18 protein-coding genes are annotated in these 16,503 nt (G+C 63.7%); 15 read left to right on the forward strand and 3 right to left on the reverse strand.

The annotated features are described in order from the left end of the window. Positions 1 to 3 precede the first annotated feature (3 nt). The 4 genes from NCT05_RS15845 to NCT05_RS15860 all read left to right on the forward strand — a co-directional run bounded on the left by NCT05_RS15845 (position 4) and on the right by NCT05_RS15860 (position 3,067). Entirely contained in the window at positions 4 to 1,488 is a 1,485-nt protein-coding gene (locus tag NCT05_RS15845) for a sensor histidine kinase (protein WP_250502693.1), read from the forward strand. After that, positions 1,485 to 2,156, forward strand: a complete 672-nt coding sequence (locus NCT05_RS15850) for a response regulator (protein ID WP_008354119.1) — start codon at positions 1,485 to 1,487, stop codon at positions 2,154 to 2,156. The genes NCT05_RS15845 and NCT05_RS15850 overlap by 4 nt, the downstream gene beginning before the upstream one ends. Positions 2,157 to 2,371: 215 nt before the next feature. Next, a complete protein-coding gene (locus NCT05_RS15855; protein ID WP_008354118.1) occupies positions 2,372 to 2,587 on the forward strand; it encodes a hypothetical protein in 216 nt (71 codons plus the stop codon). A 21-nt stretch (positions 2,588 to 2,608) separates the two neighbouring features. Continuing rightward, a complete protein-coding gene (locus NCT05_RS15860) occupies positions 2,609 to 3,067 on the forward strand; it encodes a hypothetical protein (protein WP_051079078.1) in 459 nt (152 codons plus the stop codon). A gap of 36 nt (positions 3,068 to 3,103) precedes the next feature. Here NCT05_RS15860 and NCT05_RS15865 read toward each other — a convergent pair whose 3' ends face one another. Continuing rightward, entirely contained in the window at positions 3,104 to 4,258 is a 1,155-nt protein-coding gene (locus NCT05_RS15865) for a branched-chain amino acid ABC transporter substrate-binding protein (protein ID WP_008354116.1), read from the reverse strand. Between NCT05_RS15865 and NCT05_RS15870 the strand changes: the two genes are divergently transcribed. The 4 genes from NCT05_RS15870 (at position 4,231) to NCT05_RS15885 (ending at position 6,972) form a co-directional block, all read left to right on the forward strand. Then, the gene (locus NCT05_RS15870) at positions 4,231 to 4,515 is read left to right on the forward strand and encodes a hypothetical protein (RefSeq protein WP_175982935.1); all 285 of its coding nucleotides are present in this window, start codon (positions 4,231 to 4,233) and stop codon (positions 4,513 to 4,515) included. The two genes, NCT05_RS15865 and NCT05_RS15870, sit on opposite strands and share 28 nt — an antisense overlap. Before the next feature lie 32 nt (positions 4,516 to 4,547). Then, positions 4,548 to 4,976, forward strand: coding sequence for a MarR family winged helix-turn-helix transcriptional regulator (locus NCT05_RS15875; protein ID WP_033536665.1), 429 nt, complete (start codon positions 4,548 to 4,550; stop codon positions 4,974 to 4,976). An 81-nt stretch (positions 4,977 to 5,057) separates the two neighbouring features. Then, positions 5,058 to 5,765: an SDR family oxidoreductase gene (locus tag NCT05_RS15880; protein ID WP_250502694.1), complete on the forward strand. Its 708-nt coding sequence runs from the start codon at positions 5,058 to 5,060 to the stop codon at positions 5,763 to 5,765. 13 nt (positions 5,766 to 5,778) lie between these two features. After that, on the forward strand, positions 5,779 to 6,972 hold the full coding sequence (locus NCT05_RS15885) for a thiolase family protein (protein WP_250502695.1): 1,194 nt from the start codon (positions 5,779 to 5,781) through the stop codon (positions 6,970 to 6,972). 9 nt (positions 6,973 to 6,981) lie between these two features. Here NCT05_RS15885 and NCT05_RS15890 read toward each other — a convergent pair whose 3' ends face one another. After that, positions 6,982 to 7,398 (reverse strand): YciI family protein, encoded by a 417-nt coding sequence (locus NCT05_RS15890; protein WP_250459161.1) that lies wholly within the window; start codon positions 7,396 to 7,398, stop codon positions 6,982 to 6,984. 193 nt (positions 7,399 to 7,591) lie between these two features. Here NCT05_RS15890 and NCT05_RS15895 point away from each other — a divergent pair, with 193 nt between their 5' ends. The 6 genes from NCT05_RS15895 to NCT05_RS15920 are packed head-to-tail and all read left to right on the forward strand — an operon-like array spanning position 7,592 to position 14,323. Next, the gene (locus NCT05_RS15895) at positions 7,592 to 8,611 is read left to right on the forward strand and encodes a LacI family DNA-binding transcriptional regulator (RefSeq protein WP_250502696.1); all 1,020 of its coding nucleotides are present in this window, start codon (positions 7,592 to 7,594) and stop codon (positions 8,609 to 8,611) included. Between the two features lie 2 nt (positions 8,612 to 8,613). Then, the gene (locus tag NCT05_RS15900) at positions 8,614 to 10,101 is read left to right on the forward strand and encodes a sugar ABC transporter ATP-binding protein (RefSeq protein ID WP_250502697.1); all 1,488 of its coding nucleotides are present in this window, start codon (positions 8,614 to 8,616) and stop codon (positions 10,099 to 10,101) included. After that, the gene (locus NCT05_RS15905) at positions 10,082 to 11,098 is read left to right on the forward strand and encodes an ABC transporter permease (RefSeq protein ID WP_250502698.1); all 1,017 of its coding nucleotides are present in this window, start codon (positions 10,082 to 10,084) and stop codon (positions 11,096 to 11,098) included. The genes NCT05_RS15900 and NCT05_RS15905 overlap by 20 nt, the downstream gene beginning before the upstream one ends. 25 nt (positions 11,099 to 11,123) lie before the next feature. Further along, complete coding sequence (locus tag NCT05_RS15910; protein WP_175982940.1) at positions 11,124 to 12,089, forward strand: substrate-binding domain-containing protein; 966 nt, start codon at positions 11,124 to 11,126, stop codon at positions 12,087 to 12,089. 45 nt (positions 12,090 to 12,134) lie between these two features. After that, the gene (locus NCT05_RS15915; RefSeq protein ID WP_250502699.1) at positions 12,135 to 13,202 is read left to right on the forward strand and encodes a sugar phosphate isomerase/epimerase family protein; all 1,068 of its coding nucleotides are present in this window, start codon (positions 12,135 to 12,137) and stop codon (positions 13,200 to 13,202) included. Further along, a complete protein-coding gene (locus NCT05_RS15920; protein ID WP_175982941.1) occupies positions 13,199 to 14,323 on the forward strand; it encodes a Gfo/Idh/MocA family protein in 1,125 nt (374 codons plus the stop codon). Before NCT05_RS15915 ends, NCT05_RS15920 begins: the two co-directional genes overlap by 4 nt. Before the next feature lie 145 nt (positions 14,324 to 14,468). Here NCT05_RS15920 and gnd read toward each other — a convergent pair whose 3' ends face one another. Beyond that, the gene (gene gnd / locus NCT05_RS15925) at positions 14,469 to 15,875 is read right to left on the reverse strand and encodes an NADP-dependent phosphogluconate dehydrogenase (RefSeq protein WP_008354103.1); all 1,407 of its coding nucleotides are present in this window, start codon (positions 15,873 to 15,875) and stop codon (positions 14,469 to 14,471) included. Positions 15,876 to 16,161: 286 nt separating this feature from the next. Between gnd and NCT05_RS15930 the strand changes: the two genes are divergently transcribed. Continuing rightward, entirely contained in the window at positions 16,162 to 16,503 is a 342-nt protein-coding gene (locus tag NCT05_RS15930) for a hypothetical protein (protein ID WP_033536684.1), read from the forward strand.

A 16,503-nucleotide genomic window follows, 5' to 3' on the forward strand; every position in this document is an offset into this window, starting at 1 on the left:
CCTATGCCCGGGCGTGAAATCAACGGACACCGGCAATCCGGCGAAGCCACGTCTGCCGAAAATCTGAAACGTCCGCTGCGGCCGGCGTGCGCGCGGTTCGCGAGATGCGGACGGACGAGCCTGCGCATACGCCTGCTTCTTTGGCTGCTCGCGCCGCTCGCCCTTTTCGTGCTGATTACATCGATCGCTTCGTACGATTCCGCGTGCCGCACGGCGGACATGATGGAGGACGCGGCGCTCCTTGCCTCCGCACGGACCATCGGCGATGGCATCGAGTGGTCCGATCGCGAACTCACCGTCAAGATCGTGCCAGCGGCCCTCGAAATGTTCGAGTCGCCATATCGGGATCGCGTGTATTACAAGGTCGTCGCCGAACGCGGCCGATTGCTCGGCGGCAGGCCGGAGCTTCCGATGCCCGAGCGCGAAAGCTCACATGCCGTTTATTTCGACGCCGAGTTCGAGGGTACGAAGGTTCGCGCCATCTCTTATCCGCGTTTTCTGTTCGATGACGGCAAGGCGGTGGCGGCGCGGGTCATCGTCGCCAAGACGCGGGCTTCGCGGCATGCCATGCGCGATCAGCTATGGCGCCCGCAGTTGCTGCGCGCATGCGTGATGCTCGCGCTGGTCGCCGCGCTCGTTCCGCTCGGTCTCGCGGCCGCGCTCCGTCCGCTGATGCGCCTCAAGGACGACCTCGCCGGGCGCTCGCCGCTGGAAATCGATCCGATGCGCGCGCAAGCTTTGCCACGCGAACTCCGGCCGATCGTCGACGCCCTCAATCAATGCATCGCGCAAGTCAGGCATCACGCGCGGACACAGCGCGATTTCGTGTCCGATGCGGCGCATCAGCTCAGCACGCCGCTCACGCTTCTCGACACTCAGATCCAATACGCTTGCCTGAACTGCGGCGGCGAGCGCGCATGCGAGATCGCGCTCAAGAGCGCGGGCCGGAGCATGAAAAAGATGAAAGCCGTAACGAAGCAACTGCTGATGCTCGCGCAGGCAGAGTCCACGCCCGAACCCATACGAACGATGACGGACATGACGGATGTCGTCGAGTCCGTGCTCGAAGAACTGATCGTGCTGGCGCAGCGGCGTGATATCGACCTTGGCGCAGAAACCGAACCGGGCACGATGGTGGCGGGCAACGCGGCGCTGCTGTCCGCGCTCGTGTCGAACCTCGTCGACAACGCCATTCGCTACACGCAGCCGGGCGGGCGCGTCACCGTGATCGTCAGGCGTTCGCACGAGCAGGTTCTGTTGCAGGTGGTCGACAACGGTCCGGGGCTTTCCGCCGAGGCACGCGCGCATGTGTTCGAGCGCTTCTATCGCGCGTCTGCTTTTACCGATGGCACCGGGCTCGGGCTGCCGATCGTGCGGGAGATCGCGCTGCGCCACGGCGGCACCGTCACGCTCGGGGCGGGCTACGCGCGTGCAGGATTGTCCGTGTCGGTCAGGCTGCCCGCATGGTCCGGCGGGGACATCCGATGAAGCTGCTGCTCGTCGAAGACAACGCCGAGCTGGCGCACTGGATCGTGAGTCTGTTGAAGGCGGATTCTTTCATCGTCGATCATGTGCCGAACGCGGAATGCGCCACGTCGATCCTCAATCAATGCACCTACGATGTCGTATTGCTGGACATGCGCCTGCCCGCGATGAGCGGCAAGGAACTGCTCGGACGGCTGCGGCGCCGCGGCGACACCGTGCCCGTACTGATGCTGACCGCGCACGGATCGATCGAGGACAAGGTGGAATGCTTCGCAGCGGGCGCGGACGATTTCGTCGTCAAGCCTTTCGATGCGCGTGAACTGGTGGCCCGCATCAAGGCTCTGGTGCGTCGTCAGAGCGCGCAGAAAGCCGTCGCGCTGATGTGCGGCGATCTCCGGTATGCATTCGCCACGCGCGAGTTCAGCTATCGGGGCGCGCCCATTTCGCTGCGACGTCGCGAGCACGCGATTCTCGAGGCGCTGATCCTGCGGCAGGACAAGACCGTGTCGAAGTCGATGCTGATGGAATGCATCTTCAGTCTCGACGATGTCGCCAGCGCCGATGCCATCGACATCTATATTCATCGCTTGCGCAAGCGGCTGGCCGAAACGAACGCGCAGATCATGACGTTGCGCGGTCTCGGCTATATCCTGCGCGCACGCGAAGAATGATCGATGTGTGCGCTCGGTGACAATACTTAGATATGCGTAGCACGCGCGATAGCGCCGTGAAAGATTCGAGCGGCTAGGATGCGTTTCATGTTCCGCGACAAGCGCGAATGATGCGCTGACCGGAACAGTCGGACGTCATGTGCGCGTGAATCGCGTTTCACTTCTTGACATGGCGCGCCGGACCATTGCGACCACTATCGGGGGTGCATGAAGTTATGTCGATCAACATTCTGGTTGTTGCTTTCCTGCTCGCAGCGGCGGTCATGCTGTGCTGTTCGATCGTGGAGTACGTCGCGGTCTTGAGAATCATCCGGGACGACGCGCCCTTGCCGCAGACGCCGCGCGGACCGCTGGCGAAATCCGACCGGTTCTTCTGTCTCAGCGCGCTTCTGTGTTTCGTTTCGCTGGCTTGTCTTCTGCTTGTCGATTGAACGCCACGAGGAGTCGAGACGATGTCGAACACGAAAATACGAAGGCTCCCGAAACCGTCGCGAGACCGGAACGCCAGAATCTACTGGCTGCCGATGCCGCGCGTCGAGGCGGACAAAGTCATCCTTCAATGCCGGATCGCACTCGAATCGGTCAAGCGTGGCCGGGCGAGTCTGATCGAGGCGCAGTGCATCGCGCAGGCCGTGCTGCTGTCTGGACTCTTGACCGAGGCGGGCTTCGGCATTCTGGACCGCGCGACGCTCGATGAAGTGCAGGGCGACGTGCTCGCGTTGCTCGACCGCGGCCTGACGGTCGGCGACTGGCGCCTTCCCGCGACTGCGGTGCCGCGGCTCACTGCGGTGATCAACGAGCACGACCGGCAGATGAGAGAAGTGCGTCTTTCAGCGGTCATCGAATGCAACGAGCATCTCGAACGTTTCATCGCGACGTTGCCGCGCCCGAGCGATTCGCCCACGCATTGAAACGCTTCGCGCGGGCGGCCGCGCGAAGCGTTTCGATCACATGCCGTGCTTCGTCACGACCGATTCCCACTGCCCGTTCTTCACCTGATACAGCGTCGACGATGCGTTCTTCAACGCGCCGTTGTCGTCGAACGCGATCGGCCCCGTGATGCCGTCGAACTTGTTGGTCTTCAGCACCGGCCGGTACACGTTCGGATCGATGGAATTGGCTTTCTGCATCGCGTTGATCGCGGCCCACGCGGCGTCGTAGCCGAACGGCGCATACGACAGGATCGCGACGCCGAAGCGCTTCTGGAACTTCTCGCTGAATGCCTTGCCTTCGGGCAGCTTGTCGAGCGGGCTGCCGTATTCCCACGCCTGCGCGCCCTCGGCGGCGTCGCCGGCGAGCTTGAGGAAATCCGCGTCCATCACGCCGCCGCCGCCCACGAACTGCGCGTTCATGCCGAGCTGCTTCATCCGCTTGACGACCGCCGCCGCCTGCCGGTCGAGGCCGCCGAAGAAGATCAGATCCGCGTTGGTCGACTTGATGCGCGTCAGTTGCGCGCTGAAATCGACGGTCTGATTGTCGCTGTATTCGCGCGTGACGATCGTGCCGCCTTTCGCCTTCACCGCCTTCTCGAACTCGTCGGCCTCGCCCTGACCGAAGGCCGTGCGATCGTCGATGATCGCGATGCGCTTCGCCTTCGTCGTCGTCACCGCGTAGACGCCGGCGTTGCCCGCGTTCTGCGCGTCGCTGGAAATCACCGTGAACATGTTCGCGAGGCCGCGCGTCGTGATGGTCGGATTGGTCGCGGCGGGATCGATCGTCGGGATGCCGGCGTTGTTGTAGATCGGCGATGCGGGCAGCGTCGTGCCCGAATTGAAGTGTCCGACGACGACGACCACGCCATCGTCGACGAGCTTCTGCGCCGCCTGCACGCCGACGCGCGGATCGGCCTGATCGTCTTCCGCGCGGATCTCGAACTTGGCCGTCTTGCCACCGATCGTGATCTTTTTCGCGTTGGCTTCATCGAGCGCGAGCTGCACGCCGTTCTGGAGATCCTTCCCGTAACCCGCGTTCGCGCCGGTCAGCGGCGCGGCGAAACCCACTTTCACCGGAAGTTCGTCGGCGCTCGCGGCAAAAGGCACGGCGCCGAGCGTGGCCGCGGCGCACGCCACGAGCCATGCCAAAGGTCTGGTACGGAAGCGCATGGTTTTCCCTCTCCTTTTTGATCTGGCAAATCGAAATCGAATGGAACGCCCTGGCATCGGACAAGCGAAATGTAGGGAGCCAATTTCGGCGCGTCTTGGTGTTTAGTCGCGCGTCCGATGCGGATTTCGGCATAGGCCCGATACGCCGCGATCTCAACCCCATGGCGGCTTCGGGCGTTTCGCCGACGCGCCGCGCGCGACGATTCCCGACCATCCGCGAGACGCTGCTATCGGGCCGATTGAATCCCGCCGCTTGACAAAGTGCATATGCACAAATATTCTGCGTGGCATGACTTCCAACTCTTCTCCTCTCGACTGCAACTGTTTTGCGATCCGTCAGGCGGCGCGTTATGTGTCGCAAATGTACGAGCGGCATTTGAGCGTAGCGGGCATCACGGCGGCGCAGTTCACGATTCTCGCGGCGATCGGGCGCAAGCCCGGCGTGCAGATGCTCGAACTCGCCGATTCGATGGTGATGGACCGCACGACGCTCGTGCGTGCGCTCAAGCCCTTGCAGCGCGACGGTCTCGTCGAAGCGGCGCAGGAATCGGCGAGTTCGCGCGCCGTCGGCTTGCGTCTCACGGCAACCGGCAAGGAAACGCTCGTGAAGGCAGCGGCGCAATGGCGCGCGGCGCAGGCGGAATTCGAAACGAAGTTCGGCGAGAAACGCGCGAAGGCATTGCGCCAGTCGCTGTTCGAATTGACGACGATGGAGTGAGTTGATCAAGCGCTGGCTCGCCGCGTGCGAGCCTTTTATTCATCGGCATTAGTGCATATGCACAATCAAGCGGAGCAGATCATGCAGGTCAAAGGAAAAGTGGTACTCGTCACCGGCGCCAATCGCGGGCTCGGCAAGCAATTTGCGAAGTCGTTGATCGAAGCGGGCGCGGCGAAGGTTTATGCGGCCGCGCGCGATCCGAAGAGCGTCGACATTCCGGGCGTCGAAGCGATCCGCCTCGACGTGACGAACGCCGCCGACATCGCGGAAGCAGCGGCGACCTACACCGACGTCCAAGTGATCGTCAACAACGCGGGCGTGACGACGCGCGGCTTGCTCGTCGATCCGGCATCGACGCAAGGCATTCGCGATCTGCTCGAAATCAACACGTTCGGCCCCATCGCGCTCACGCAGGCATTCGCGCCCGTGCTGAAGAAGAGCGGCGGCGGCGCGGTCATCAACGTTCTTTCGGTGCTGAGCTGGGTCTCGTTGCCGGCGGGTGGCGCGTATCACATCTCGAAGGCGGCGGCGTGGGCGGCCACGAACGCCCTGCGCGAGGAATTGCGCGAGCAGGGCACGCTCGTCGTGGCGGCGCATCCCGGTTACATCGATACCGACATGACCGCGCAAGTCACCGCGCCGAAATCGACGCCGGAACATGTCGTGCGCGAAGTGCTGGCGGCGGTGGAGAAGAATCAGGAAGAAGTGCTCGTCGATGACACCGGGCGCGCGGTCAAGCAATCGCTGTCGACCGACGCCCCTATCTACCTCACCGGCATTCCGCGCTGATCGGAGGCTCGCCATGTTTGCGCAGGACATCGTGTTGTGTCATCCGGTGCGTACGGCGATCGGCGGGTTCGGCGGCTCGCTGAAGGACACGCCCGCCGTCGATCTGGGCGCGGCCGTCATCGCGGAAACGTTGCGGCGCGCGGGTTCGGCGCTCGATCCGTCATCGGTGGATTCGGTCGTGTTCGGCAACGTCATTCAGGCGGGCAACCGCATGAATCCGGCGCGACAGGCGTCGGTCGGCGGCGGCGTGCCGGTTTCCGTGCCCGCGCTGACGGTCAATCGCGTGTGCGGCTCCGGCGCGCAGGCCGTGGCGACGGCGGCGACGGAAATCGCGGCGGGCGTCTCGCGTCTTGCCATCGCGGGCGGCATGGAGAACATGGACCGCGCGCCGTATCTGCTCGATGGCGGTCGTCGCGGTTATCGCATGGGCAACGCGCAGATCTACGACAGCCTGCTGCGCGACGGTCTCGTCGATGCGTTCTCGGGCGAGCATTCGGGCTGGCACACGGAAGATCTCGTGTCGAAGTTCGACATCACGCGCGAGGCGCAGGATCGCTGGGCCGAGCGCTCGCAGCAGTGGTTTGCGGCGGCGCAGAAGGACGGCGCGTTCGATGCGGAAATCGTCGGCGTCGATGTGAAGGCGGGCAAGGAAACCGTTGCGTTTGCGCGCGATGAGCAGCCGCGTCCCGACACGAATTTCGCGGCGCTGGCGAAATTGCGTCCGGCATTCCGTCCCAACGGCACGATTACGGCCGGCAATGCGCCGGGGCTGAACAGCGGCGCATCGGCGATGATCGTGACGAGCCGCAACGAAGCGGACGCGCGCGGCATCGAACCGTTCGTGCGCCTGGCGGCGTTCGGCGTCGCGGCCGTCGAGCCGGGGATGTTCGGGCTCGGTCCGGTGCCCGCCGTGCAGCAGGCGTTGCAGCGCGCGGGATGGACGCTCGGCGATGTCGAGCGCTTCGAGATCAACGAAGCGTTCGCGGCGGTGCCGATCGCGGTGGCGCGAACGCTCGGCGTGCCCGACGACATCGTCAACGTCGAAGGCGGCGCGATCGCGCACGGTCATCCGATCGGCGCGACGGGCGCCGTGCTGACGACGCGCCTCGCCCACGCGATGCGCCGCGACGGCGTGAAGCGCGCGATCGTGACGCTGTGCATCGGCGGCGGGCAGGGCATCGCGCTCGCGCTGGAAGCGATCGCGTAGGCGTTCGCGTCAGCGCTTCGCGTTCTTCTGCATGTCATCGAAACCCGCCGCGGCTTGCTGCACGTCCGGCGGGAAATCGTCCATCTCCATGACCTGCCGCACTTCGATCATCTCCGTGTCCGATCCGGGGCAACGCTTCGCCCATTCGATCGCTTCCTCGCGCGACTTCACCTGGACCATCCAGTAGCCGCCGAGCACTTCCTTCGCTTCGGCGAACGGTCCGTCGGTGACGCGCGGCTTGCCGCCTTCGAACGTGACGCGCGCGCCCATCGACGGCGGATGCAGTCCGTCGAGCGCGAGCAGCACGCCGGCCTTCTGCAATTCCTCGTTGTATTTCATCATCGCGGCGACGGCTTCGGCGCTCGGCATCGTGCCCGGTTCGGCGCTTTCGTAGCCGCGCGGAATCATCAGCATCATGAATCGCATGTGGATCGCTCCTTGAAGTTGGTGTATTTATCGAGCGTCTTCGGTACGCTCACACCTAACGACGAGCAACATGACACGAGATCGACATGCCCGCCCTTAAGCGTTTTTCCCTAGTCGATTGCTGTTGCCTTCGCGACCCGTAAGATCAAATAATGTAATCCATTACATCTCGATCGCGACGCGCGGCAAAGCGATGTCAGATACGGTTCGACCACGCGAAGAAGTATCGATTGCCGACGTCGCTGAACGCGCGGGCGTGTCGGTCGCGACCGTATCGCGCGTGCTCAACGGACACACGAACGTTCGCGAGACGACGCGCGAAAAAGTGCTCGAAGCGGTCGCGACGAGCGGCTATCGCATCAACGAGCTGGCGCGCAATCTGCGCACGGCCGAAAGCCGCCTGCTCCTCACGATGGTCCCGGACTTCGGCAATCCGTTCTATGCGGCGATCGTGCGCGGCATCGACAGCGTCGCGCGTCAGAACGGCTACTTCATGCTGCTGTGCGATACCGGCGCGGACCCGTTGCGCGAGCGAAGCTATTTCGATCTGCTGCGCGGCCGCCGCGCCGATGGCGCCATCTGTCTCGATCCCGCCGCCGTGCAAAAAGCGCTCGCCGAAGAAGCGTCGACGCTGCCGTGGGTCGCGTGCTGCGAGTTCGATCCGGCGGCGGGCGTGCCGTACGTCGGCATCGACAATCATCTCGCCGCGGGCGATGTCGTGCGTTATCTGACGGCGAAGGGGCATCGGCGCATTGCGCTCATCAACTCGGGTCAGGGTTATCTGTATGGACGACAGCGGCTCGCGGGCTATCGCGATGCGTTGATCGAAGCCGGCATCGAGCCGCGCGCGGAGTGGCTGATCGAACTCGACAGCCTCGATTACGACGCGGGCGAGCGCGCGGCCGCGCAACTCGCATCGTTGGGCGATGCGCGTCCGACGGCCGCCTTCGCCGTGTCGGACACGCTCGCCATCGGCGTGATGAACGGCTTTCGCGGCGCGGGCTTTTCAGTGCCCGACGATGTCGCTGTCGTCGGCTTCGACGATATCGCCGTTGCCGCGCATGTCGATCCGCCGCTCACGACCGTTTCGCAGCCGATGCAACTGCTCGGCGAAACCGCAGCCGACCTGCTGCTCAAGCGCCTGCGCGACCCGCGCGCGGATGTGCCGGGCGTGCTGCTGCCGCATCGGCTGATTCAAAGAAGGAGCGCGTGACGATGAGCCTCGCCGTGCGCTTTCAGGGCATCGAAAAGCAGTTCGGGCCGGTGCGCGTGCTGCACGGCGTCAGCTTCGATCTCGCGCCGGGCCGCATCTACGGATTGCTCGGCGAGAACGGCGCGGGCAAGTCCACGCTGATGAAGATTCTCGCGGGCTACGAGCGTGCGAACGCGGGCGAGCTTTTCGTCGATGAACGCGCGCGCGACTTCGCGAGTTCGCGCGATGCCGAACATGCCGGCATCGTGCTGATCCATCAGGAATTGAATCTCGCGGATCATTTGAGCATCACGCAGAACATGTTCCTCGGGCACGAGCTGAAGAAAGGCTTCTTCCTCGATGAAGCCGCGATGCGCGACGATGCCCGCGCCGCGTTGAACGACGTCGGCCTGCACAAGAATCCCGATACGAAGGTGCGCGATCTGATCGTCGCGGAGAAGCAGCTCGTCGAGATCGCGAAGGCGATGTTGCGCAGCGCGCGCCTGCTCATCATGGACGAACCGACCGCGACGTTGACGCCATCGGAGACGCAGCGTCTCTTCGGCCTGATGGCGCGTCTGAAGGAAGCGGGCACGACCATCGTCTATATCTCGCACAAGCTCGACGAAGTGGAACGCGTGACCGACGAAGTGATCGTGATGCGCGATGGCCGCTTCGTCGCGCGCGCGCCGACCGACGAGCTGACGCGTCAGCAGATGGCCAATCTGATGGTCGGCCGCGAAGTCTCCGACATGTTCCCCGACAAGCCGCCGTTGTCCGACGACGCGCCGGTCGCGTTCGAAGTCGAAGGCGCATCGGTGCCGGGCTGGGCCGACGGCATCGGCTTTTCGGTGCGCAAGGGCGAAGTGTTCGGCTTCGCGGGACTCGTCGGCGCGGGGCGCACGGAGCTGTTCGAAGCGCTCGTCGGCCTGCGTCCGCTCTCTGCGGGGCGCGTCGTCATCGACGGAAAAACGGTCAAGCTCAAAGGCCCGCGCGAAGCGATGCAGCAAGGCCTCACTTATCTGAGCGAAGACAGAAAGGGGCGCGGCCTCCACGTCGACATGGCGCTGAAAGACAATCTCACGATGATGACGCTGGAGCGCTACGCGCATCCGCTCATCGATACGCGCGCGGAACGCGAAGCCCTGAACGCGGCGGTGAAGGACTTCGGCCTACGCACCGGCAACGCGTCGATACGCGCGCGCATGCTGTCGGGCGGCAATCAGCAGAAGCTCGCGCTCGCGAAGTTCCTGAATCCCGATCCGCGCGTGATCGTGCTCGACGAACCCACGCGCGGCGTCGATGTCGGCGCGAAACGCGATATCTATTTCCTGATTCATCGGCTGGCCGCGGAAGGCCGCGCGGTGATCGTGATCTCGTCCGAACTGATCGAGCTGATCGGCTTGTGTCATCGCGTCGCGGTGATGCGCGCGGGCGAACTCGTCGCGACACTCGGCATGGATCTTTTGACCGAAGAGAGGTTGATCGCGCATGCGACCGGCACACACTGAAGACACCGAAAGCGAGAGCCGTCTCTCCACCGTCGCGCGCTTCATGTTCGGCGTCGGGCCGCTCATCGGGCTGATCGCGCTGTGTATCGGCGGCACCTTGCTCAACGGCGATTTCGCCACCGTCGACAACGCGATGAACGTGCTCACGCGCACGTCGTTCATTGGCATCATCGCGGTGGGGATGACCTTCGTCATCATCTCGGGCGGCATCGATCTGTCGGTCGGTTCGATGGCCGCGCTCATCGCGGGCAGCATGATCTACATGATGAACGCGCTGATGCAGGGCTTTCACGGCCACGCGGTGCCGCCGCTTCTGATCATCGCGCTCGGCATCGTGCTCGCGCTCGTGCTCGGCGCGCTGTTCGGCTTCGCGCATGGCGTGCTCGTGACGAAAGGGCGCATCGAGCCGTTCATCGTCACGCTCGGCACGCTCGGCATATTTCGCGCGCTGCTCACATGGCTCGCGGATGGCGGCGCGCTCACGCTCGACAACTCGCTCGTCGATCTTTACGGGCCGGTTTATTACGCGAGTCTGCTGCATGTTCCGGTGCCGATCTGGGTGTTCGCGATCGTGGCGGCGGGCGGTGCGCTCGTGCTCAATCGCACGGTGTACGGGCGTCATGTGCAGGCGATCGGATCGAACGAACAGGTCGCGCGTTATGCGGCGATTCGCGTGGATCGTGTGAAGATCGTCACGTATGTGCTGCTCGGTTCATGCGTGGCCGTCGCGACGATTCTGTATGTGCCGCGCTTAGGCTCCGCCACGCCGACGACGGGCCTCCTGTGGGAACTCGAAGCGATCGCGTCCGTCGTGGTCGGCGGCACGGCGCTGAAGGGCGGCGAAGGGCGCGTGATCGGCACGGTCATCGGCGCGATTCTGCTTTCGGTCATCAACAACATTTTGAATCTCACGAGCATCATCAGCGTGTATCTGAATGCGGCGGTGCAGGGCGCCGTCATCATCCTCGTAGCATTCCTGCAGCGCGGTCGTCGTTGATAGTCTTAAAACAGGAGACATCGTCATGAAGAAAATGCTTCGCGCGCTCGGCGCGCTCACGTTGACGGCGAGCGCGTTCGCCGCTGCATCGTCGTCCGCATTCGCCGCCGACAAGGTCGTGCTGGGCGTCGCCATTCCGACCGCCGATCACGGCTTCACGGGCGGCATCGTGTGGTGGGCCAACGAAGCGAAGAAGGAACTGGAAAAGGCGCATCCCGACCTGAAGGTGATCGTGAAGACGGCGAGCACCGCGCCCGAGCAGGCGAACCAGTTGCAGGATTTGGTCACGGTCAACAAGATCAATGCGCTCGTGATCTTCCCGCAGGAATCGGCGTCGCTCACGCAACCGGTCGCGCAGGTCAAGAAGAAAGGCGTGTATGTGACGGTGGTCGATCGCGGCCTGACCGACACGAGCGCGCAGGACGCGTACGTCGCCGGCGACAACACCGCTTTCGGCAAGATTCCCGCCGAGTTTCTCGCGAAGCAGTTGAACGGCAAGGGCGATATCGTCGCGCTACGCGGCATTCCGACGACACTCGACAACGAGCGCTGGAACGCCTTCGAAGGCGTGCTGAAGCAATATCCCGACATCAAGATTCTCGATGCGAAATACGCCAACTGGAATCGCGACGATGCGTTCAAGGTAATGCAGGACTATCTCACGCGCTTCAAGCATATCGACGCGGTGTGGGCCGCGGATGACGACATGATGGTCGGCGTGCTGAAGGCGATCGATCAGGCGAAGCGCACGGACATCAAGATCGTGTTCGGCGGCGCGGGATCGAAGGAAGCGGTGAAGCGCATCATGGACGGCGATGCGCGCGTGCCGGCCGATGTCTCGTATTCGCCGAAGTTCATCTACGACGCGATCAAGCTGACCGCCGACGCGCGCCTGAAGGGCGACAAGCTGCCGCCGACGACGATCATCCCGTCGGTGCTCATCACGAAGGACAACGCCAAGCAGTTCTATTTCCCGAACTCGCCGTTCTGATGCGCGAAGGCCGTTCATCCGGCCTTCTTTTTGTGGAGGCGAAAGATGAAAACCATCAAAGGCCCGGCGATATTTCTCGCACAGTTCATGGGCGATCAGGCGCCGTTCGATACGCTCGCGAATCTCGCGTCGTGGGCGGCGTCGCTCGGTTACAAGGGCATACAGGTGCCTGCCGATCCGCGTCTGATCGATCTGGAGAAGGCCGCATCGAGCGATGCGTATTGCGATGAGATTCGCCGCACCGTCGACGATGCGGGCGTCGCGATCACCGAGTTGTCGACGCATCTGCAAGGACAACTGGTCGCCGTGCATCCCGCATACGACACGCTGTTCGATGGCTTCGCCGCGCCGCATGTGCGGGGCGATCCGGCCGCGCGGACCGAATGGGCGATCGCGCAAATGAAGCTCGCGGCGGCGGCGTCGAAGCGTCTCGGCTTGAACGCGCACGTGACGTTTTCGGGCGCGCTCGCGTGGCCGTATGTGTATCCGTGGCCGCAGCGTCCGGCGGGTCTCGTCGAAGCCGCGTTCGAAGAGCTTGCGAACCGCTGGCGTCCGATTCTCGACGAGTTCGATCGCGCGGGCATCGACGTGTGTTACGAGCTTCATCCTGGCGAAGACCTGCATGACGGCGTGACGTTCGAGCGTTTTCTCGCGGCGGTGGACGATCATCCGCGCGTGAACATCCTGTTCGATCCGAGCCACTTCATGTTGCAGCAGCTCGACTACCTTGCGTTCATCGACATCTATCACGCGCGCATCAAGGCGTTTCACGTAAAGGACGCCGAGTTCCGGCCGAGCGGGAAACAGGGCGTGTACGGCGGCTATTCCGGATGGGTCGATCGCGCCGGCCGCTTCCGTTCGCTGGGCGATGGCCAGATCGACTTCAAGGCGATCTTCTCGAAGATGGCGCAATACGATTTCGGCGGCTGGGCCGTGCTCGAATGGGAATGCGCGCTGAAGCATCCGGAAGACGGCGCGCGCGAAGGCGCGGTGTTCATCCGCGATCACATCATCCGCGTGGCCGAGCGCGCCTTCGATGACTTCGCGGGCAGCGGCGCGAGCCGCGAGCAGATGCGCGGCGTGCTCGGCATCGATTCCGGAGACAAGCGATGAATCGCGTGCGGTTGGGGATGGTCGGCGGCGGCGAGGGCGCGTTCATCGGCGCGGTGCATCGCATTGCGGCGCGGCTCGACGATCGCTATGAACTCGTCGCGGGCGCGTTGTCGTCGGATGCGCGGCGCGCGGCATCGAGCGCCGCGGCGATCGGGCTCGCGCGCAGCTACGACGATTTTCGCGAGATGGCGCGCATCGAGGCTGGACGCTCGGACGGCATCGAGGCGGTCGCGATCGTCACGCCGAATCATCTGCATGCGCCGATCGCGACCGCTTTTCTCGAAGCGGGCATTCACGTGATTTGCGACAAGCCGCTCGCCGTTTCGCTCGATGAAGGCGAGGCGCTGGCGAAGCTTGCGCGCGAGAAGGATCGCGTGTTCGCGGTGACTTATACCTACACGGGTTATCCGCTCGTGCGGCATGCGCGCGGAATGGTACAGCGCGGCTTGCTCGGCGACATTCGCGTGGTGCAGATCGAGTATGCGCAGGACTGGCTGTCTCTTCCTGTCGAGACGCAGGCGAACCGGCAGGCCGTATGGCGCACCGATCCCGCGCTCGCTGGACCGGCGGGATGTCTCGGCGATATCGGCACGCACGCGTATCAGCTTGCGGAATACGTGACGGGGATGCGGCCATCCGAGCTTGCCGCCGATGTGACGACGTTCGTGCCGAATCGTCGTGTGGACGATCATGTTCAGGCGATGTTGCGCTACGAGAACGGCGCGCGTGGCATGTTGTGGGCGAGTCAGGTCGCGGCCGGCGAGGAGAACGCGTTGCGATTGCGCGTGTATGGGACGAAGGCGGGCATTGCGTTCGATCAACAGAAGCCGAACGAATTGTGGTTCACGCCGATAGGCGGCGCGTCGGAGCGCATCACGCGCGGGCGCGTGCAAAGTCCTGAAGCGCTGCACGCGACGCGCGTGCCGGCGGGACATCCGGAAGGGTATCTGGAAGCGTTCGCGCAGGTTTATACGGATGCGGCGGCGTGTATCGCGAGCGGGACGACGCAGGGGGATGACTGGCTGACGACCGTCGAGGATGGGGTCGCGGGGTTGCGGTTCGTGGAGGCGGTGTTGAGGAGTGGGGGGCGGAATGGGGAGTGGGTGGGGCTGAAGAATTAGTCGAATACCCACTTTCTTCGCCTTCAGCCGAAATGCGCGCCAAACGCTCGATTGCGAATCGAAGATTTCGCAGCTTGGCTGCAAGAAAAAACGCGGCTTCCAAAGGAAGCCGCGTCTCATGCTCTCGATCTGTTCAGTCAGATCCTCACGCCCAATTCGCGTGAAAACTCCCTTCCTTATCCGTGCGTTCGAACGTATGCGCGCCGAAGAAATCGCGCTGCGCCTGCACCAGGTTCGCGGGCAACCTCTCCGACCTATACGCATCGAAGTAAGCAATCGCCGACGAGAACGCCGGCACCGGAATCCCCGCCTTCACGGCCGCCACGACGACATCGCGCAGCGCTTCCTGATACTTCGCCGCGATATCGCTGAAATACGGATCGAGCAACAGATTCGCGAGGTCGGGCTTCGCAGCATAAGCATCGGTGATCTTCTGCAAAAAGCGCGCGCGGATGATGCAGCCCGCCCGGAAAATCTTCGCGATCTCGCCGTAATGCAGATCCCACTTGTACTCTTCCGACGCCGCGCGCAACTGCGCAAAACCTTGCGCATACGAGACGATCTTCGACAGATACAGCGCACGCCGCACCGACTCGACGAACGCCGCGCGATCGCCGTCGAACTTCGGCGTCGGGCCTGCCAGCACCTTGCTCGCCGCCACACGCTGCGTCTTCAGCGACGACAGCACGCGCGCAAACACCGCTTCCGTAATCAAAGGCAGCGGCGCGCCGAGGTCCAGCGCGTTCTGGCTCGTCCACTTGCCCGTGCCCTTTTGCGCGGCGCGGTCGAGAATCACATCGACGAGATCCTTGCCGGTTTCCTCGTCCTTCTTCGAGAAAATCTTCGACGTGATTTCGATCAGGTAACTGTCCAGTTCGCCCTGATTCCACTCCACATACACCTTGCCCAGCTCTTCGTTCGACAGACCCGCGACGCGCTTGAGCACGTCATAGCTCTCGGCGATCAACTGCATGTCGCCGTATTCGATGCCGTTGTGCACCATCTTCACGAAATGGCCCGCGCCGTCCGGGCCCATGTACGCGACGCACGGCTCGCCGTCCGGCGCCTTCGCGGCGATTTCCGTGAGGATCGGCGCGACGAGTTCGTACGCTTCCTTCTGTCCGCCCGGCATGATCGACGGGCCTTTGAGCGCGCCTTCCTCGCCGCCCGACACGCCCGTGCCGATGAAATGCAGCCCCGACTTCGCGAGATCCTGATTGCGGCGGATCGTGTCGGTGAAATGCGTGTTGCCGCCGTCGATGAGAATGTCGCCCTTTTCCAGCAGCGGACGCAGCGAAGCGATGGTCTCGTCGGTGCCGGCGCCGGCCTTCACCATCATCAGAATGCGGCGCGGCTTTTCGAGCGACTCGACGAACTCTTCGAGCGTGTAGGTCGGCACGAGCTTCTTGTCGGGATGTTCGGCAATCAGTTCGTCGGTTTTGGCGCGGCTGCGGTTGAATACCGAAACGGCGTGGCCGCGGCTCTCGATGTTCAAGGCCAGGTTGCGGCCCATGACGGCGAGGCCTACCACGCCGATAGCTTGCTTGCTCATTGCTTGATCTCCGAATGACCGAAGCGTCGCGCGGCTCGTGGCGCGCGGCTTCGGGATGAAAACGTGTCGATGGGGCGGCGCCCGCGCGAGAGAGATCGTCTCCGGTTCCGACCGGCGGCGCGATGGGCCGCGCCGATGTCCGATCGTTTTGCGCGAGCGCAGACCGCCCGAATTTACCACTTTGAGACGCATCCGGCAGGGGCCGCGCCGTCCGATCGAGCGCCAAAAGCATCGCCGTCATAGAATGGACGCCCGCAACGAGCACGCCGCGAAGGCCATCCGAAACATGCCGCCCGCCCGGCGCGCGCGCAGCCATCATTACTCCGTCTACGTCGTCGAACTGTCCGGAACGGTCTGGAACGAAGCGCGTTTCCGTCGCGCGAATCCGGATTACGTGATCGGCATGCCGTTCGTCTACGTGGGCATGACGGGCATCGATCCCGACGTGCGCTTCGACAAGCACAAGGCCGGCATCCAGTCGAATCGCTATGTCCGCGAATACGGGCTGCGGCTCCTGCCGCAACTGTATGAGATGTACAACCCGATGCCCTACGACGGCGCGCGCGACATGGAAGTGGAACTGGCGATCGGCTTGCGCGAAGCGGGCTATGGCGTCTGGCAGGCGTGA

Source organism: Caballeronia sp. AZ7_KS35 (assembly GCF_023631045.1).
Lineage (GTDB): Bacteria > Pseudomonadota > Gammaproteobacteria > Burkholderiales > Burkholderiaceae > Caballeronia > Caballeronia zhejiangensis.

What these genes read in the sequence shown, in the direction of transcription:
- NCT05_RS15845 (WP_250502693.1), top strand. Translation starts at nt 4, where the DNA reads ATGCCCGGGCGTGAAATCAACGGACACCGGCAATCCGGCGAAGCCACG.
- NCT05_RS15850 (WP_008354119.1), top strand. Translation starts at nt 1,485, where the DNA reads ATGAAGCTGCTGCTCGTCGAAGACAACGCCGAGCTGGCGCACTGGATC.
- NCT05_RS15855 (WP_008354118.1), top strand. Translation starts at nt 2,372, where the DNA reads ATGTCGATCAACATTCTGGTTGTTGCTTTCCTGCTCGCAGCGGCGGTC.
- NCT05_RS15860 (WP_051079078.1), top strand. Translation starts at nt 2,609, where the DNA reads ATGTCGAACACGAAAATACGAAGGCTCCCGAAACCGTCGCGAGACCGG.
- NCT05_RS15870 (WP_175982935.1), top strand. Translation starts at nt 4,231, where the DNA reads ATGCCAAAGGTCTGGTACGGAAGCGCATGGTTTTCCCTCTCCTTTTTG.
- NCT05_RS15865 (WP_008354116.1), bottom strand. Translation starts at nt 4,258, where the DNA reads ATGCGCTTCCGTACCAGACCTTTGGCATGGCTCGTGGCGTGCGCCGCG.
- NCT05_RS15875 (WP_033536665.1), top strand. Translation starts at nt 4,548, where the DNA reads ATGACTTCCAACTCTTCTCCTCTCGACTGCAACTGTTTTGCGATCCGT.
- NCT05_RS15880 (WP_250502694.1), top strand. Translation starts at nt 5,058, where the DNA reads ATGCAGGTCAAAGGAAAAGTGGTACTCGTCACCGGCGCCAATCGCGGG.
- NCT05_RS15885 (WP_250502695.1), top strand. Translation starts at nt 5,779, where the DNA reads ATGTTTGCGCAGGACATCGTGTTGTGTCATCCGGTGCGTACGGCGATC.
- NCT05_RS15890 (WP_250459161.1), bottom strand. Translation starts at nt 7,398, where the DNA reads ATGCGATTCATGATGCTGATGATTCCGCGCGGCTACGAAAGCGCCGAA.
- NCT05_RS15895 (WP_250502696.1), top strand. Translation starts at nt 7,592, where the DNA reads ATGTCAGATACGGTTCGACCACGCGAAGAAGTATCGATTGCCGACGTC.
- NCT05_RS15900 (WP_250502697.1), top strand. Translation starts at nt 8,614, where the DNA reads ATGAGCCTCGCCGTGCGCTTTCAGGGCATCGAAAAGCAGTTCGGGCCG.
- NCT05_RS15905 (WP_250502698.1), top strand. Translation starts at nt 10,082, where the DNA reads ATGCGACCGGCACACACTGAAGACACCGAAAGCGAGAGCCGTCTCTCC.
- NCT05_RS15910 (WP_175982940.1), top strand. Translation starts at nt 11,124, where the DNA reads ATGAAGAAAATGCTTCGCGCGCTCGGCGCGCTCACGTTGACGGCGAGC.
- NCT05_RS15915 (WP_250502699.1), top strand. Translation starts at nt 12,135, where the DNA reads ATGAAAACCATCAAAGGCCCGGCGATATTTCTCGCACAGTTCATGGGC.
- NCT05_RS15920 (WP_175982941.1), top strand. Translation starts at nt 13,199, where the DNA reads ATGAATCGCGTGCGGTTGGGGATGGTCGGCGGCGGCGAGGGCGCGTTC.
- gnd (WP_008354103.1), bottom strand. Translation starts at nt 15,875, where the DNA reads ATGAGCAAGCAAGCTATCGGCGTGGTAGGCCTCGCCGTCATGGGCCGC.
- NCT05_RS15930 (WP_033536684.1), top strand. Translation starts at nt 16,162, where the DNA reads ATGCCGCCCGCCCGGCGCGCGCGCAGCCATCATTACTCCGTCTACGTC.